Genomic DNA, 16,885 nt, shown 5'->3' on the forward strand with positions numbered 1-16,885 from the left:
GCAGATACATTCTATATACTACCTTGGATCGGCAGCAAGGGGATGAGAACACTTGAACGAATATTGCGAATGCGATTAGCCAACCAAATGAACCTTGGAAAAATAGCTATGTTATCGCCATACTGGATCAAGGTGTCGGGTAGATTTGAACCAGAAGAACTCTTGGGGCAGATCCGCTCATCCTGTGAGCAACTGCAGGACCCGCTGTCCCTAATTGGAGAGCATGAGATTCTTACGGTGGGGAAGTACGATGAATTCGTCGCACCCAGCCTCTTGAGGCAGGCCTACGCCATCGATGCGCTTGATATGTCCGAGTTGCTGTTACTTAACTGAAGGCTGCATGATTAGATGGAATCACGAAATAAGACCGGCTTCACAAAGGGATCCGTCCCATACATAATTTCCATACTATTGTCATGTGTACTCCAATAATCAAACGCCATCAATAGCGAAGTGCAGAATACCCGAAAGTTATGCTTTCCTTATATAATGCCTTATAATAATTAATAATTTCCAGTGCTAATTGAAAGAAGGGAATCATATGACCAAAATGAGAGTTTACCCAACATGCTTAATTTGTGACAAGCTGGATTCTACCATGACCTCTTGTGCAATCTACGGCCTTTTGTCACCGGGGCAAATAAATGATACTTCGATAGGGAAAAGTTGCAGTGAACAAGGAGACTATATTCGCAGGCTGCATGCTACGCCGAATGAGTTTAATTATCAGACTGGAGCAAAAGAAGAGGAGAGTCTACTTGTATTCAACATTGAAGATGAGGCGCAAAAATTCAGAACTGAACACGGCATAACGATTGAGGAATGGATACAACAAACTTTTAGCCAGCAGCAATCTAACAAGGAGTGATAAAGTTGGTATTATAAAATACCAGTGATAATCGGATTCATGACTTTGATTGGTATAGGTGTTCTATATCTAATCTACTAGTAAATGAGGAAGAAGATGCAGAGGACGAGGAAGAAAAAACTCGTGGTTTTATTAACCAAAGAAATCAAAGTAAGGTTGGTACATTGATGGAAAATGCATTTATATATTAGTAGATTGTGATTATCCGCTTGTTCGTGAATTTGATGACCATGATGACGATTATGACCCATGGGGAGGAAGAAACCATGATTTATTATGTCAAGAGAGAATACGCGCCTAACGTGCTCCTAACGCCAAGCGATAATCTATTTGAAGTTCTGGACCATCTGGTGGCGGCCAGTCATGCCGTTGTCCCACCTTCTGTTGGGGTGAAAAGTTTTTTTGGGTTGAAAGAGCTGCAGTTATTCATGAGAGTATATGCTGATAATCCAAAATATAAGTGTTTCGAGGTAACTCCTTATGGCATAGTCGAAGTGAATGCTCCCACCGCCTGAAGAGACGGGGGATTCTTGTTTCGACGATCGCTGCCTTTCTGTAGGAAAGGTTTGACTGGATCTCCACAAGCGTTCGATGTGGCACGTATCCCGTTCGGGGAAAGCCCTTCCTACGGTATTCGGTCCATCACGCTACGATCTGGACAATGGAAAGAAACGTTTGCCGCCATGGACAAGGGCTTGTCGTACCATGCTTGTGCCACACAGTTTCCAGATCTAAGCAAGTACATCCTTGGTTGAAAATAACAGATAGTTTTGCCCTACAATCGGCTGTTCGGCACGTAGCCGATAGGAATGTCTAATTTCAATCCGTCGGACAGACTCCTAGGTTCCTGTGACGAGTCTCACCCCCCGTACGGAGCTAGGAGCGTGCTGGGCGGAATCGGGGAGGCCTCGCCACATCATGTCCGCTGTGCGTTACTGCGCTTAAGCGGCCTTTCAGGAATCCATTGGCGCGCATCATCGTGCCAGGGGATAGAATCGAAAAAGGAAGGAGAGAACCGGCCAAAAGCCGGTTCTCTTGATGCAAAGCATTTTTCCCTTTGGGGACTCAAGCCAGCATTCGACTTTCGAGCTACCGATGTGTAGCCCTTGCCGAACGCAATGACTCACAAGCATAAAATCGCGTATCTCCGTGCAGTTATGAAAAGAGGCTATAACCGCTCGCAACGGTTATAGCCTCTAAATCGAAACCCTAAATAATTTAAACTGAAGGGGGGTAAGGGGGATGCTTTCTCAACCCTTACACCTCCAGATTATAACATATATTGGATCAAGTCAAGCAGACGTAACGGGAACCTATGCAGTTTGACTGGAAACGACTGAAAGAAATACAGCCATTCGCGATGGCAAACTGCAGGTAAGATGTAGCTTGGTGGTGCCCGCAGCGCCCCGAAAACTTGCTAGTAATATACTTGTTAGCAAGCATATCTACCTGCCTTGGTGCCACTGCTGCAGCTTATCGGCTCATTCACGATATTATCTGCAGTTCTGCCACTGGTTTCTTGCGTTTTTACTCCATACGACGATCACCTGCAGCTCATCCTGAACCTATCGAGAGGGACTTCCCATTTTTCCGAGGGGTTTTTCGCGATCTCACTCTCTCCCACCCAATCTAATTCTGCTACTTGATCCGTGTTAAGTTGCAGAGTACAGTTTTTCTACTGGGTCCGTACTCAGCATAAGAATAGATACGTGTTTAGGTAGAAGAATATTATACATGTTACTAGGAACGTGTTTACAGTGCTGCAGCTTAATTGGAAAAAGGGAGGGATAGAGGATCGTAGCGGCAGTATCGTATATCTTATGCTTGTTAACAAGTGTATTGCTTGCAAGTGTGTGCTATACTTAGAGTAGCAAGAGGCGCTAGGTGACGTTGTTGCTCTCTACGCAACGTAACGCAGCGTTAATTTTCACTGGAGGAGTTGGTCTGGTTGGCCAGGAATGAGTATCCCATTGCTAAAGAGGAATCACTAGGAAATTTGGTTAAGGTTCAACAAATCATTGATGTTATTGTACTGGCCGAGCTGCAGCAGGCCCAGCGCTATGGAAATGAGCTTGAACAGATCATCATCCAGCGACTTGGTGGGTTCACTACTCGAACCGTCGGAGTCAACAACGGCTACCTCTCCACTCGCCTCACCAAACTGGCTGAAGCTGGTCATGTTTTTCGAGCCTGGGAGGGGGATAACCGGTATAACCGTTACTATAAGATCACTGACCAAGGTCTCCTTTATTTCGAGCAACTGATCCGTGAGCTGCCAGAACGTATTGACTTGGTCCTCAGCATTTATACCGGGTTCAAGAAATATCTTGGTACGTTTGATCATCTTCGATAGAAAGGAGGACGAACCTTGGACTACTCAGATATCGTGAAACAACTCAAGGCAAATTTCCCACACGGTACTGTACAATTCAATCACGCTGCAAGGCCCTATATTCCGAATCAGGTTTACACGAATCGAATGGAGACGGTTACTGACAGCTCCTGGAGTTTTGAAATTCGTGAACTTGATATTAATCCAGCTGCCGGCTACATTAAAGCAATCGTCCGTGTCCAGATCGGTAGCATCTACAGAGATGGATATGGAGTCGAAGGTCTAAAAATCAATAGCGAAGGAATTCCGGAGAAGGTTTCAACCAAAGCAGACCAGGTTATCAACGCAGCTTACATCAACGCGCTTGATACCTGGGAGATGGGATGGAAAGACCTTGCTCCACACAAAAAAGAAGATTGGGGAGGGAACCCTGCACTAGCCCACCTGCTGAATCACGTTCCACCAGAACAAAGCGATGCATCCTTCGAAGGTAACAAGAAAATAGATCGTAAGTGTCTGGTATGTAACCAATACCTTACTGCAATCGAGTGGGAGCTGCTTGGCCATATTCCATCACTCAACAGAGAGGTAATGATATACTGCTTTACTCATTTACCCAATCATCTAAGCCGTCGGTTAGATCCGGATGAATATAATCGCTATAAAGAGCGAATTCTTCAGAACTAGGGTCTGTTCGTTAACGTGTTATTCTGCTAATATTCTAATTAGTTATTTAATTTATTGGCGTATTAATACTAAATTATAGGAGGCAAGTTTCCTATGATGGGCAGAACCCATCTTTGTATTGGAATAGGGGTGCAGCCACGTTTTAATAGACCAGGGAGATCAGGGGGATACTGATTGAAGCTTTTACAAGTGAAATTTATAGGATCGTTTGCGATCCACTTTCTATTTTCAGTCTGGATGTTACTCAAAGTGGTATTCTTTGGCCTTACTGAAATCTCAGGAATCTTGAATGTATTGCTTATGGTTTCTACTGCATTGATAGTTGTGGTGTTTCCGCTGGGTATGGTCGCTTATGAAAAAATATCTGGGAGTCATGATAAGAGGTTACTGAGCATCTATTCACGAGCTGCTTTTGCTGCTGTTTGTTAGGAGTAACCTTCTATCTTTTTTTAACTGGTAGTTTGTTTGACTTCCTCATTGAATTAAGGGAGGGAGTAAGAATCGAATAGGGGATCAGAAAGAGCATATTGAGAAACCTGACATTGGCTTTTAAAGTGATTTTGATCTATGGCCAGCTCCTGCAGCTGGCTTGTATTTGTTTGAAAAGCTAACATTAATTGAGGACTATCGTCATAGCCGTCCTCTTTTTGCTTCTACCGGGTATGGCGGTATTCTAGTACTGTTCGTTAACTTGCCCTTCTGCTAATATTCTAACTAGTTATATATTCAATTGGCCTATTAACACTAAATTATAGGAGGTAAATTGCCTATGATGGGCAGAACTCATCTTTGCATTGGAACAGGGGTAGTACTTTCAATAGCTGCGAGCACAGATACCCCCATCACGCTCCCCTTAATTGTTGCTACAGTGATCGGTTCACTGCTCCCAGACATAGACGAGCCCAACTCACTAATCGTCTCAAGATCCTTACCTAAGCCACTCTTAAATAGCATAAGGCTCCTATTAGTCGCTCTTGCAGCTATAATCTATTTCAGTAATTCGATTCCAGCTCCTTTGGCTACACTATTACCCTTAGCGGTCGGTGCAATAGCTTTTATTCCCGCCAGATCACTGCGGAACATATCAATGATCCTCATAGGAGTGGGGTTGCTTGTAACCGGACAGCTTTCAAATTCCTGGGCAACAATTATTGGAGCATGCTTATTGATCTGTGCAGTGGTTCCGCATCGAGGACTCACTCACACCGTATATGGACTGGTTGTTTGGAGCGCTCTTTTGTATTACGCTACATATCAAACATTGGGTCACATGATTTGGATTGCCGGCGGAACTGCTTACCTTCTGCACCTATTAGCCGATGCAGTTACAGACCATGGAATCCGGCCACTGCCTCCGCTTAAGTACAGGCTCCGGTTCAGGTTGATGAGCACTGGTACTCGTAGCGGATCAATAATAGAGGGTGTATGCATACTTATGACTCTAGCATTAGTGGTTTTCGCCTTTTTCATGTGATAAATCGGCTTAAGCGCCGCTTTTACATTGGATGCCGGGCGGCATAGCCCGGACCAACTGGGAATTCAACTTCTGTTGTTTCAACGGTCGGAATGAATTGAGGGAAGTATTCTGCTTGAAATTGAAATTGTATTCGCCAAAGAAATTGATGTGCTCCCATCCGAGTGGAGAAATGTTCGGCATGTAACGGCTTCGGATCGGTTCGTTACAAATTCACTTCGAAATCAATCACGACGAGAAAGTGGTTTACATACGCGATATCGATTCACGCGACGGTACTTACAAATGATGTGAAGGGAGAGAAATAGTTAATGAATTGGCTTGCATTTAATCCATTTACTTACCAAGCGTCTTGGTGGGATATTGCTTTTGGCATTATATTTCTGATAATATTTTGTGGCATAGCATGGAGAATGTGTGTGTTATTATTATTTCTGATTAAAATTCAGTTCTTCGTAATAAGTGAATTTTTTCGGGTATTGATAAAACCGTTATTTTCACGAGAGGAGAAGATGATATGATTCGGCTAATTGTTTTTCTACTCCTTCTACTTAATGTCCAATTAACTGATAGTGGTTGGTTAAAGCTTACTCTTTTAGCAGGGGCGTTCATTCTCTACATAAAGGAAATTGCAATGGTATTAAGTGGGGCGGCGGCAGCTATTTCCTCAATTGTAGGTAAAATCTTGGGGATCGGCATTGTGATCGGAATCTTTGGAATTATTCTATTGCCACTGGCTGCAATCATCAAATATGGTGGAGGGTTGTTCAGATTAAACGTAGCATGGTCTGATGCTTACGCAAACTCCTTTGCAATATTTATTATAGGTTCTTTTGTATGGTTGGCATGGAGCAGCATAAAACGTCACAATAAAATTCAATCTTTATTTCCACTGGAGCAAGCTCCAACAAAGGATGATATTAAGTGGATTCGCTCTGATCTAGATAGAAAGGAACGGAACCTTAAAGAAGCAGTTGAAAGCCATTTAATCAACGGTAGCCGCTACGCGAGTGAATATCGTGACTTGATGGACGCTCTAAGATTCCTAGACGAAACAATCCAGAAGTTTAAAAACCATGATTTAGATGATGATTTATTGAATAGACTGAATGAGATTTATCTGTATGACCGAAAAAAATATGACACCAAGTTACGTATAAGTCTCATCTAATAAAAAGTCGGTTAATCCTTATAGTAGGAAAAACCGGCTTTTCGTTAAAATGTTGGCGGGACCCCATAAAGGAACATCAATGTAATTTATGACTCTAGCGTTAGTGGTTTTCGTCTTTTTTTATGTGATAGATCGGCTAAAACGCCGCCGCTACGGGTGATTGTAATGTAGATTTTCTCCCGAGGTATTTGACAAATTTGAATCATCACGAGAAAAAGAAAGTATTATAATGAATAGAGTGGTGTAATATCTATGAAACACTTTGAATAGGAATGTATATTTATTTGGAGGTTGGAACAGTATGACGGACGAGCAAAGGAAAAAGGTAAACACTGAACGAACAACTGCTAATATGCGACGACAGCAAAAAGCCAAAGAGGAACGTAAGAAGGCCAAAGCACGGCAGGAATTAAATGCTATAAATAACATAGTGGCGCCAAACTCCGCGACTACAACCAAGAAGGAATCCGCACAGAAGGAACGGACTCGCAAAAGCGAAAACGCGAAGTGGAAACATAAGCGATATGAACGTTACCAAAAACGCGTCTGGCCGGGTTGGAGGACGTCGGCAGCACCAGGAAAAATTGTAAAATACAACATCAATGATGCGTCGCCAAACAGGATCGATGAAGAAACTCTATGAAAAGGAGCGTTCTTATGCTACATAAGTAAAGTTCATAACCTCCCCGACCAGCACATCTGGGCGGTGCAGCCGTTACTTTCTCTTCCGGAACGTTCGCGGTATCCAGGAGCACCGCTGCCGCGGCCATGAGTTGAAGGTGAGCAACCGACACGCTGCGCTTCCTCCGATCCGGACAAGATCTACACTAAAAGATATATATTGAATAGGAGAGTGTATTCAAATGAATGATAAGATGAATGATTTGGTAGAAAAGCTCGGAGGTAGAATATTCGAAATTGACCCAAGCAAAAGTACAAAGTTTAATCCTTTCGAGATATCGGCAGATCATCAAATAACTATAAAAGATGTTCTGGATGAAAATGGGGAATTGAAGGCTTTTGAGATCCTGTCAGATGAAATAGGGCTAAGCATGGATATGTATATAAAGGCTGAAGAGATTCTAAGTTTGCTACGCGAAAGCGGCGTGTCTATTAAAGCATTGTAAAGGATAATAGTACCCTGAGGGCGGACTTTATCCTTTTTTTATTTGCTTAGGATTACAGCAGAACGACTAAACCATACTACCGACCGCCTGCAGCTTCCGCCGTAATCGGCGGCGGCAGAATGGTCAGCGCTCTGGGTGGAATCGATCAGTCCGGTCTCCTGGTGTTTGCCTGCGGCTCCAATGATGACACTAGCATGACTGGCCATCCACCCGGTTGCCGCAGCATACGCTTCTCGGAACTCCACGTCGGCTCTTCGACCCTCCTCCAAAGAAACGCCTCTGCGGACCATCTGCCGGATGGCTAGGGGAATCAGCCGTTCCGTCCGGATGAGCTGGCTGCGGTGATAACCGAGCGGAGTAGTCAGGCTTCCAGCGGTACACCTGGATGACCCGGTGCCGGGCACTTTTGACGGCTTGTACGAATCGTCTGGTCGTAGCGGACGGGACGAGATCCGGTCTGTTCGCAGGGTCACCGCCGTCAGCTCATCCGGTCGCCGCCGCCGATGCCCCCATCCTTCCAAAACGTACAGGCACCCAGGAGCGTAGCTGGTGGCCCGGCACACAAGTATTTCTAGAGCATGATCCTGGAGCTTTCTTCGCGCTCTTACCTCCTGGCTGCCGCTAGGTCTGTCATAAGATCCTACTGCAGTTGTCCGTTGTTTTCCAGCTGGACCAACCATTCGTCATCATGCTGGTATAAGCTGCTTCCGAGCTGAAGGGGGTTGCCTGGGAGATGGAAGTGCCGGTACGAAGATCCTGAGTGTAGTCCCCACTCTTTCAGTGTATGGCGGTCACGGAGCTGAAGACGGCAATCCGAAAAACGAGGACGCCTGGTACGTCAGCGTAGTTTGTTCTCGTTCCGGCAGCACCAGGGTACACGACTCGTTATGGCCATCTGATGATCATTAGCGATTACTATGGGAGCTGCTCGATGAGACTGCAGCAGCGTATGAGCGCGGTGGGCGCCGGAGCAGCGACGGTCGCGGGTGGAGCGGTGTGACCAGGATGCACAATGACCGAGACAAACTAGCAACTCTCCTTTCAATCGTAGATAATATTGAAGACAGACTTTTCTACTGGGGGATGTTAATGATGGACAAATTAAGTGATTATAAGTTGAAAATTGATATTAAAACAGATTTTCATGGCCATACTGTGCGCAAAAATATACCAAGATCACTTTGGAATAAAATTAGACTTGCGATCCTCGAAGAGTACAATTATACCTGTTCTGTATGCGGAAATTCTCCACCTGAAGAACAATATAAAACACTTAATGTGCACGAGATAGAAGAGCATATTAATGACGAAATAAGATTATGTGTTTTAAAGGGACTTGATTTATTGTGCTGGGATTGTCATGCGTTTCAGCATATCGGGAGGACGCTAGGTGTTTTAAGTGAAGAGCAGATAAACAAACTAATATTGCACTTTATGAAAGTTAATAACTGCTCGAAATCTGATTATAAGGAATATTACCGATCTATTATGCAGAAAAATGCGGAAATGGTGATGGAGCGAATTTCTAAAATCAGAAAAGGATCAGTCGCAATAGAAAAATCGGTGTTTTATAGAATTGATGCGGAGATCCCATATAAAGAGGATGTCATTAAGCAATTAGCGGATAAAGGAATATATAAATTTTAGGTTGTACGGAGGTATCTGAAGGCCGAATCTCCAAAAGCGTGCGCTGGTGCAAAGGATGCCGGTCGCTCGGCGGGATGTGTAATTCGGACTTTCCATCCGGCCCTCCTGGTGTCTGCCTACAGCTATCGCAGCCACTCAGAGGGTTACCCAGCGCACTTTCAGACCCAACAGGCCGCAGCCAGAGATCCGCGCCGGCGTCCCCGCTGCCGAAATGTCCGTCTTCAGCTCTACGGAGGCCATACACCCGAAGGACCGAGGCGACAACAGGCTTTCCTGATATCTGCTTGTTCCCGCAGTTCCGAAGGCTTTGGACGATCGCCCAGGCCGCGGCCCTGACTATTACGCTGACTTCCTGAGATCCACGGCGGCCCGTCCTGGCCGTTCCCCTGGCTGCTTGCAGCTTCCGCTTCCGCAACCGTGTATGCCCCTTAGGCTCCGTACTGGATCGCCCTAGCCTGCAGCCTTGCATCTGAACATACCTCCGTCCGGAGAGCAGGTGGGATAGAGTGAGGCATTTCTGGAGATCCGTGCCAGTCGGTCCGATCCCCCCGTGTTTGCCTGCAGCTCCGCGACCGCCATTTAACGATGCACTGGACTACTGCACCAGGTTTACTGATGTTTGCAGCACCCGAAGCTCATGGACGTGTCGGCGGCTCTGGCCATCCTGCCGTCCGCTTTCAGCTTCCGCCGCAGGATACGCTTCCGGAGATCCGAGTCCGTCGTCCGGACTCCCGATGTTTGCCTGCTCCGATGACGACACCAGCATGAATGGCCACCGACCGACCGCCTGCAGCCTCCGTCGAAGCTCGCTTCCGGAGTTCGCGATAGAACGTCTGTGTCTGCCAGATAGTCGCCTTCAGTTCAGCGGCCGCCATTCGGAGATTCGTACCAGAATAACCTGTCCCGGCGCCGCAAGCCCTGCAGCCCATGGCCAACACGTAGCGCCAGCTTTCAAGCTCTGTCGTGTCGGCACCGCAGCATGCATCCGGATTCGTTCGGCGCTCGTTGCACGGCTGGAGCACATCGGCCAGTTGGCGGCCGGGGTAGAGTAAACCGGTCGCATTGATCGCGGCCACCTGGATATTGGTAGTTTCAGATTTATTTGAGCGAGCGCTGGATCGACTCGGATGCCTGCAGCAGGGCAGAGCCGACTTACCCATCCTGCAGAGCAGCCTGTACCGGACTGCGCTGCGCTCGCTGGTTGATCCCGCGAGTTATTTTCCGCGCATGATATGCAGTCGCCCGGCCGTGGCCAATGTGTCCGATGGCCGTCATGATCGAAGCGGCGACTTTCACCGGACGGTTGAGTCGCCATGTGGGAGGAAGCGAATCTTCCGCTCGTGAAGCTATATCCTGGCCGCCGTCTAATATGCGGACGGGGAGCGATCTGGGCGCTGAGCACTGCCGTTGCAGAATACCCGCTAGCAGCTCCGCGGCAGAGAACGATCACATTAACGCATCCGAACATCCTGGTGGCTGCCTACAGCTCATGACAGTTCCGACTCCGGACGACGATCGCATCTGCTCGTATTTTCGATGCACTGCAGGTGGCTGTGTCCTTGCAGCTACACACACTGCCTGCCGCCGTCTGCAACGCTGAAGTGCATCTTATTCATCTCGTCTGCTTAATGGAGCATGGGGCTCACCGGTAGTCTGGTTGTCGGGAGCCGAAAAAGTAGGCTTACGCATACCTCCGTGCGGCCTGCAGCTCATCCGTATCTGCTTGGGGACGCTGGCAGCTCCGCGGGTTCCTTCCGGCGCAGGATACACTTCCGGAGATCCACGCCCGTCGTCCGGACTCCTGATGTTTGCCTGCTCCAATGACAACAAATGCATGACTGCCCACTCACCGGCTACCGCAACATACGCTTCCCGGTGCGTTGCCTGCAGCACCCGCAACTCCGACGACTTCGCGATCACACCAGAGGGCGCCAGCTATCCCGCTCGCCACCTACAGTCTCCGCAAATGGGCGTGCTTACGGAGATTAGCGCTGGAACTTACATCTGTCGGCTGGTCGCCTCATCTCCTCAAGCTACGATAGCCCCGTCCCTTGCAGCTTCCGATGTAGCGAACACTTCAGCGAGATTCGCTCCGGAACGCCGCCTGCCAAATAACCGCCTTCAGTTTCGTGGCTGCAATTACTCTGGAGACCCGCGCTGGAACTCCGATCGGCCGCATTTAGGTTTCTATTGACCTCCGTTCAATTGATGGTTATCTTTATAGTATGTACCAAAAATTATCAGGGGTGGTTAATTTGAATACTACAACCACGATTCTCGCAGAGCTAGACGAGTTTAGGGGAAAGAATCATTTAAATACGAATCAGTTGGCTAAACGGAGCGGGCTCAATCCAGGAACCGTTAGCGCGATTCTGAACAATAAAAGAGTTCTTGGCGTAGATCAACTGGATCGTATTACAGTCGCCATGAATCTACCTGAAGGGTATTTTTATGAGCAATATATAGAAGAGTATTTGAATGAGGTTGCACCGAATTGGCGCCGGATCAGACCTTTCTTGTATCGATGCGCAGAGCTGGACAAGCTGCATTGTATTAAATCGGCAGTCGAATTGCTAATGGATAACTTAATCTATTCGCCTTTATTGCTTGAGGTGGCAGAAGACTTGTTTCAGCAGGAAAAACCTATGGCGGCAGAAATTCTGTTTGAAAGTATAGCGATAGGGGAGAGAAATCAGCATTCTGAAAGGTTGGCTTTTTGCCATTATAGATTGTTTTTAATCAGACAAGGTAGCAATCACGAGCAAAATTATCAGTCAGCTTTACAATTCGAACCTTTTGTTGATCGACTCGACGAAATAGAAGTATTGGACGCGTTAAAGGATTTGGCCAATACATATCGATCTTTGCACAGATGGGACAAAGTATATACCACGGCAACAAAATTGCATCATCTTGCCAAAGTTCAATACTCGCTGGTGCATTCAAGAGAAGTGAAAGCAACCAATAAGAAACCAACTCGGCCGTTGTTTTTTTATGTGGCTTATAGCAACTTGCTCATCGGTGGCTTTCATCAAGATGAAGGCAATTATGAGCTCGCAGCGGAAAAAGCTAATGAATATGCAGATTTGGATTGGGTAAAGGAGACGGATGAAGAATCACTGCACTGGAAAGCTCTGTTTATGGAGTGGGCCAAAGCGAATATATTTTTAGCTAAGCTAATGTCGGGCCATACGCATTTGCTTACAGATTATGTTGAATTCATTGGACCGAAAAAAATTGAAATTACTCGCGGCTTGTGGAATATTATGATTGTAGCGAACCGTTACGGGGTTGATGTAGATCATATTCTGGTTAGATTTGACACAGCAATATCGAACTTCCTTGAACAAAAAGGAAATGAGGTATATAACGATCAGAATACATCCGACCAACAGGTTGGTCTACTTTGTGAGTTGGCTCAATATTATTTAAATAGAGACAAGTTTGATATGGGATTTCGATATTTGTTGGAAGGGTTAGAAAAATCAACTATATTAAATGATGAGGGCTCTATGCTTAGGTTAATTCGTCTAATGGAAAGGTTCCGTAGGTTTGCATCAGACGAAACTGAGATAGAGTACCATAATTTAATAGAAATGGGGGAGAAACATGAAGCGAACAATGTCTTGGTTGTATGTAAGTAGTTTAGTTTTATTGGTGACTGCAAATTCCATTATTACGACTACCACCATCCATGGTGGTGGGTAACTTTACAAGTTTATAGTAGTCAATAAAGCGACCAACTTCCTGAATGGGAAATTGGTCGCTTTATTTGTGCGTTGGTGAGAGATCTGGAGGAGCCGACTCCCTCACCCCGGCGAGCAGCATGGGATGCATCCGACCGCTCGGCGGTCGCTGGTTGCTTCGAGAGTGGCCTGCAGCGTTCGTAGCGTCGCAGCCGCCGTACGAACAGCTTCGGTCTTCCCGCGGGCTGCCTGTAGCTTCCACAGCAGCACACATGTCACGTCTGTCAGTTGCTCACACCTCCGGGCGGGCCAAAGGACACTTACGGCACGTGTTGGTCGCTGCCGCGCCGGAGCTGTTACGCGCCCTGAACATGTCCGCTCTGAAGAGTCTGGTCAGCGCCGAAGTTTTCGGACGACGGGGCCACGCGATGGTGGTGCTGGCTCCGCATCCTTTCTGCAGTTTCGGCAGTAGCACCGGTTCAGGGTAGTCCACGCCGGCGATCATGTGCTGTATGGTCACCTGCAGTTTTGCGGCTGCCTGCACTAAGACGTCTCGGGAGAACAAACCAACGAATACTGACAGCCGGATTACAGTGCTTGGACATGACGGCGCCGCAATGCACATTTCGGAGATTCGCAACCGCCACGCTCTGCCCAGTTGAACGCAGCAGCCTGCAGCTGAGCACACGTAAGGATGAGCCCCTGGTCGCCACCATAGTTTCTGCAACGCACGCCTCCGAAGAAGATTCACACCGACGCCCTGTTGCAGAATGCCTGCCAGCAGCTCCCGCTACAGTGAATGATCACATTGGCGCCCCCGATCATCCTGGTGGCTCCGACTCCGGACGATCGCAGCTGCTCGTATTTTTAGTCCGGAAGTGTACCCGCTGCTGAGACTGCGGATCTTCACCGCCAGATCGCTCCCCGTCCGCATATAGGACGGCGGCCAGGATTTAGCGTCACGAGCGGAAGATCCACTTCCTCCCACATGACGGCTCAACCGTTCGGTGGGCCGGGGAATCGTTGGAGGAGCTCGTCAGGCAGCACGTCCAGCTACTCGCGAACCTCAACGTAACAGTCGCTGCCTCGATCAGGATGACCATAGGACACTTTGGTCACGGCCGGGAGGCTGCCGAGCATGTGCGGAAAATTCCTCAACAGCTGGCCCCGGCCATCCCGCCGCAGGGTATACTTCTGAACATCCGCGTCGGCGCGTCTGGACATCATGGTGGTTGCTTGCAGCAGCCGAGCCGCAACTCTGCCGCCTCCGGCGAACTCACCAGCGGCCCGGTCATCCTGCCGACCGCATGCAGACTCCGTCGCAGCGCACGCTTCCGGAGTTTGCGATGGAACGTCTGTGCCCAGGTGTCCAGATAGCCGCCTTTAGTTCAGCGGCCGCCATTCGTAGATTTATACCGGCATAACCTCGGCACCCGCAAGCCCTGCAGCCCCTGGTCAACACGGAGCGCCAGCTTTCAAGCTCTGCCGTGCCGGCACAGAAGCATGCATCCGGATCCGTTCGGTGCTCGATGCACAGCTGGAGCTCATCGGCCACATGACGGCTAGGGGTGGATTGGAAAGAGTCGGTGGGGATAAAGAGCGAAAAGCTTGGTAGCTCCGTGAGTTATCTGCAGCCGCCGCGGCATCTAGCCCCCGTGTGAACCGCTTCGGTCCTTCCGAGGACTTCCTGTAGCTTTCACATCAGCGCACATGCTACCCTAACATCACCCGACGCTTTGAGAGCCCTCACACAGTTTCAATCCAAGCTGCAGATCAGCATCGAATCGCCGCACGTATACGGAGCATTCCGTAGTATCAGTTCTGCCGCCAAGAGACGGTACATCAATATGGATTGTTTACAGGAGCGTTGCGGGGGCACCAGCGTGCCAGGATCGTCTGGTGGCCACGGCCACCCTGATGGTTTGTAATAAGGAAAACAAATTGCCGCTTTAATGGAAAAAGTGATATAATGTCATTAAGAAACGTTCCTCAGGGTAAAATAAGAATAGCCACAATGCGTGAACATTGTGGCTGTGACAAAGGCCGGTGGGCAACCACGGCGAGATTTTTCATAATGCTTGACGAAAAACCACCGGATTGAGGCGGCCAACCTATTCCCGGTGGTTTTTCTTATCTTGCGCTTCTTTCCACGTAATGCACAAGGTAACTACACCTACAGCAATACTCACCAGCTTGTCGCTGATCTCAAGGAAATTCTGCACAAATGTAAGAAGTGACATAGCGCCACCCCCTCTCGGGTTAGCTTCGCCATGTCTTTCCCACCGGTTACTCTGTCCTTCCAATTATACCATTATTTCTAGCAGTTAGGCTGCTTGAATTTAAAAAGAGGCCCTTACAATAAGGACCCCTTCCCGAGGAGCAGTTTTATCAACCTATGACGGTTGATAATAGTTTACTCATTTATAATCTATTTTATTCTCCTCTTTTAACAAGTGGAAGTGGATCGTCACCTGAGTTCTGCCCCAGTGACCTACTGTGGTACGGGCTTTAGAGGGATATTCTGGCCGCCGAATTCCCCCTCGGGTCGTCCGGAGATCCACGCGTGCGCGTGCGGCTGCCCGATGGCAGTTCTCACAGGGTCAATTACATTAGTGGGATCCGCCATGAAAATTACTCAACAGCTGGCCCCAGCCATCCCGCCGCAGGGTATACTTCTGAACATCCGCATCGACGCGTCTGGACATCATGGTGGTTGCTTAACCAACCCAATTTACTCGAACAGCCTACTGGGGAGCGGTCTGGTTTCCTGACACCTGCCTGGAATTATGGATGTCCACCGGCGCGTTTTCTTAATAATGCGCTGCAGGAGAATAACATGCTCTGTTTCCAGCCGTTCTGCCAAGGGGCATCCAGCAGACATACAAAAAGAGGTCCTTATAAAGGACCTCTCCCGAGCAGCTTTAAACCAATACGGTTGGTATTAGTATATTCTAAAATCATCAAATATATTCGGTTTGGCCTGGAAGAGGGTAAAATAAAGAGCGCCGCACAATATCCCAACCCACGCCCGGCGGCGTCCCGCAGGCGAATAAAAGGAATCATACGACGCGAGTAGCTTCATGAGCGCGAATGCCCACTACTCTTGCTTGAGTGAATATTACCACAAAATGATTAGAAGTTTAATAGTTTTTTTGGAATTCGTAGGTCGTGCTGGAATGAATAATATCGTCGGTCTGCATTGAACTGTAACCTTCGTTGATCACAGCATTGACTTCCGCTATTTCTTTATATGCTGTCAGCTGATCGCGACAAGCAGATTTGATTTGATGTTCTGCTTCCGGATACAAGCCGATCAGCCGGCCAGCTCGCAATATGTTAGTTTTATCGTCGATGAGAAATAGATTTACTGCATTACCATCGTGAAAAAATGTGTCCAAGACTTCCTTGTCCCTGCCTACAACCGTTAGGGTAAAGTCGTAGGTCCAGCTGCTGCCTAGATAAGAAATAGCCATAAAAGGGATGTGCTTATAGACAAAAATGTGCAGACGCAGTAAGGAATTTTTAAATGTATTTATTTCCTTGTTTGTGGGTTTGTTGATGTAATACGTCACATCAAAACTCGATCCGACAATCTGGGTTCGAGGGACAGCTACTCCTGGTTCTGGATTGAGCTGCGGAAATAGTGCTCCTACTTCGTACATCATATAACTTGTCCTCCTCTTTCTGAGCGGCCTCATTCTACTATTTTAGCCATTTTCGTTGATCATAATCACCCAGGGGATCCGCTGCTCCTCCCCCGCACGCGGCCCTTTCAACACCTGTTCTACGATTTCATTTTCTACAAAATCATAGTGATACAAGAATTCTCCAATCATTACTTTTTCCTTTGCTGTCAACTCTGCCATTCTTTTGTCCCCTTTTAAATGGATCCA

General features: G+C 47.6%; 19 protein-coding genes and 1 pseudogene. 13 read left to right on the forward strand and 7 right to left on the reverse strand.

The features are described 5' to 3' along the window. The 10 genes and pseudogenes from ACE41H_RS21285 to ACE41H_RS21330 all read left to right on the forward strand — a co-directional run. Nucleotides 1-333 (forward strand): annotated as a pseudogene (locus tag ACE41H_RS21285) (DEAD/DEAH box helicase); the annotation flags it as partial. 208 nt (nucleotides 334-541) lie between these two features. After that, entirely contained in the window at nucleotides 542-868 is a 327-nt protein-coding gene (locus ACE41H_RS21290) for a hypothetical protein (RefSeq protein WP_375357571.1), read from the forward strand. A 266-nt stretch (nucleotides 869-1,134) separates the two neighbouring features. Further along, on the forward strand, nucleotides 1,135-1,383 hold the full coding sequence (locus ACE41H_RS21295; RefSeq protein ID WP_375357572.1) for a hypothetical protein: 249 nt from the start codon (nucleotides 1,135-1,137) through the stop codon (nucleotides 1,381-1,383). A 1,433-nt stretch (nucleotides 1,384-2,816) separates the two neighbouring features. Next, complete coding sequence (locus tag ACE41H_RS21300) at nucleotides 2,817-3,221, forward strand: PadR family transcriptional regulator (protein ID WP_375357573.1); 405 nt, start codon at nucleotides 2,817-2,819, stop codon at nucleotides 3,219-3,221. A 15-nt stretch (nucleotides 3,222-3,236) separates the two neighbouring features. After that, nucleotides 3,237-3,887, forward strand: a complete 651-nt coding sequence (locus tag ACE41H_RS21305; RefSeq protein ID WP_375357574.1) for a hypothetical protein — start codon at nucleotides 3,237-3,239, stop codon at nucleotides 3,885-3,887. A 174-nt stretch (nucleotides 3,888-4,061) separates the two neighbouring features. Then, the gene (locus tag ACE41H_RS21310) at nucleotides 4,062-4,316 is read left to right on the forward strand and encodes a hypothetical protein (protein ID WP_375357575.1); all 255 of its coding nucleotides are present in this window, start codon (nucleotides 4,062-4,064) and stop codon (nucleotides 4,314-4,316) included. Nucleotides 4,317-4,656: 340 nt separating this feature from the next. Next, complete coding sequence (locus ACE41H_RS21315) at nucleotides 4,657-5,361, forward strand: metal-dependent hydrolase (protein ID WP_375357576.1); 705 nt, start codon at nucleotides 4,657-4,659, stop codon at nucleotides 5,359-5,361. Nucleotides 5,362-5,878: 517 nt separating this feature from the next. Continuing rightward, the gene (locus ACE41H_RS21320; RefSeq protein ID WP_375357577.1) at nucleotides 5,879-6,532 is read left to right on the forward strand and encodes a hypothetical protein; all 654 of its coding nucleotides are present in this window, start codon (nucleotides 5,879-5,881) and stop codon (nucleotides 6,530-6,532) included. A gap of 301 nt (nucleotides 6,533-6,833) precedes the next feature. After that, nucleotides 6,834-7,175: a hypothetical protein gene (locus tag ACE41H_RS21325; protein ID WP_375357578.1), complete on the forward strand. Its 342-nt coding sequence runs from the start codon at nucleotides 6,834-6,836 to the stop codon at nucleotides 7,173-7,175. 220 nt (nucleotides 7,176-7,395) lie between these two features. Then, entirely contained in the window at nucleotides 7,396-7,659 is a 264-nt protein-coding gene (locus ACE41H_RS21330; protein ID WP_375357579.1) for a hypothetical protein, read from the forward strand. A gap of 38 nt (nucleotides 7,660-7,697) precedes the next feature. Here the strand turns inward: ACE41H_RS21330 and ACE41H_RS21335 are convergent, their stop codons facing one another. After that, complete coding sequence (locus tag ACE41H_RS21335; protein ID WP_375357580.1) at nucleotides 7,698-8,180, reverse strand: hypothetical protein; 483 nt, start codon at nucleotides 8,178-8,180, stop codon at nucleotides 7,698-7,700. Between the two features lie 568 nt (nucleotides 8,181-8,748). On the opposite strand from ACE41H_RS21335, the gene ACE41H_RS21340 reads away from it, so the two are divergent. Continuing rightward, entirely contained in the window at nucleotides 8,749-9,306 is a 558-nt protein-coding gene (locus ACE41H_RS21340; RefSeq protein ID WP_375357581.1) for a hypothetical protein, read from the forward strand. A gap of 677 nt (nucleotides 9,307-9,983) precedes the next feature. On the opposite strand, the gene ACE41H_RS21345 is transcribed toward ACE41H_RS21340, so the two are convergent. Beyond that, on the reverse strand, nucleotides 9,984-10,466 hold the full coding sequence (locus ACE41H_RS21345; protein WP_375357582.1) for a hypothetical protein: 483 nt from the start codon (nucleotides 10,464-10,466) through the stop codon (nucleotides 9,984-9,986). 153 nt (nucleotides 10,467-10,619) lie between these two features. Here ACE41H_RS21345 and ACE41H_RS21350 point away from each other — a divergent pair, with 153 nt between their 5' ends. After that, the gene (locus ACE41H_RS21350; protein ID WP_375357583.1) at nucleotides 10,620-10,799 is read left to right on the forward strand and encodes a hypothetical protein; all 180 of its coding nucleotides are present in this window, start codon (nucleotides 10,620-10,622) and stop codon (nucleotides 10,797-10,799) included. A 115-nt stretch (nucleotides 10,800-10,914) separates the two neighbouring features. Here the strand turns inward: ACE41H_RS21350 and ACE41H_RS21355 are convergent, their stop codons facing one another. Beyond that, nucleotides 10,915-11,226 (reverse strand): hypothetical protein, encoded by a 312-nt coding sequence (locus tag ACE41H_RS21355; RefSeq protein WP_375357584.1) that lies wholly within the window; start codon nucleotides 11,224-11,226, stop codon nucleotides 10,915-10,917. A gap of 335 nt (nucleotides 11,227-11,561) precedes the next feature. Here ACE41H_RS21355 and ACE41H_RS21360 point away from each other — a divergent pair, with 335 nt between their 5' ends. After that, on the forward strand, nucleotides 11,562-12,950 hold the full coding sequence (locus ACE41H_RS21360) for a helix-turn-helix domain-containing protein (RefSeq protein WP_375357585.1): 1,389 nt from the start codon (nucleotides 11,562-11,564) through the stop codon (nucleotides 12,948-12,950). A gap of 1,095 nt (nucleotides 12,951-14,045) precedes the next feature. On the opposite strand, the gene ACE41H_RS21365 is transcribed toward ACE41H_RS21360, so the two are convergent. The 4 genes from ACE41H_RS21365 to ACE41H_RS21380 form a co-directional block, all read right to left on the reverse strand. After that, nucleotides 14,046-14,219: a hypothetical protein gene (locus ACE41H_RS21365; protein ID WP_375357586.1), complete on the reverse strand. Its 174-nt coding sequence runs from the start codon at nucleotides 14,217-14,219 to the stop codon at nucleotides 14,046-14,048. 884 nt (nucleotides 14,220-15,103) lie between these two features. Then, complete coding sequence (locus tag ACE41H_RS21370) at nucleotides 15,104-15,232, reverse strand: hypothetical protein (RefSeq protein WP_375357587.1); 129 nt, start codon at nucleotides 15,230-15,232, stop codon at nucleotides 15,104-15,106. Nucleotides 15,233-16,132: 900 nt separating this feature from the next. Next, nucleotides 16,133-16,657, reverse strand: coding sequence for a hypothetical protein (locus ACE41H_RS21375; RefSeq protein WP_375357588.1), 525 nt, complete (start codon nucleotides 16,655-16,657; stop codon nucleotides 16,133-16,135). A 42-nt stretch (nucleotides 16,658-16,699) separates the two neighbouring features. Continuing rightward, complete coding sequence (locus ACE41H_RS21380) at nucleotides 16,700-16,858, reverse strand: hypothetical protein (RefSeq protein ID WP_375357589.1); 159 nt, start codon at nucleotides 16,856-16,858, stop codon at nucleotides 16,700-16,702. Nucleotides 16,859-16,885 lie beyond the last annotated feature (27 nt).

The organism is Paenibacillus enshidis, assembly GCF_042136365.1.
GTDB lineage: Bacteria > Bacillota > Bacilli > Paenibacillales > Paenibacillaceae > Paenibacillus > Paenibacillus enshidis.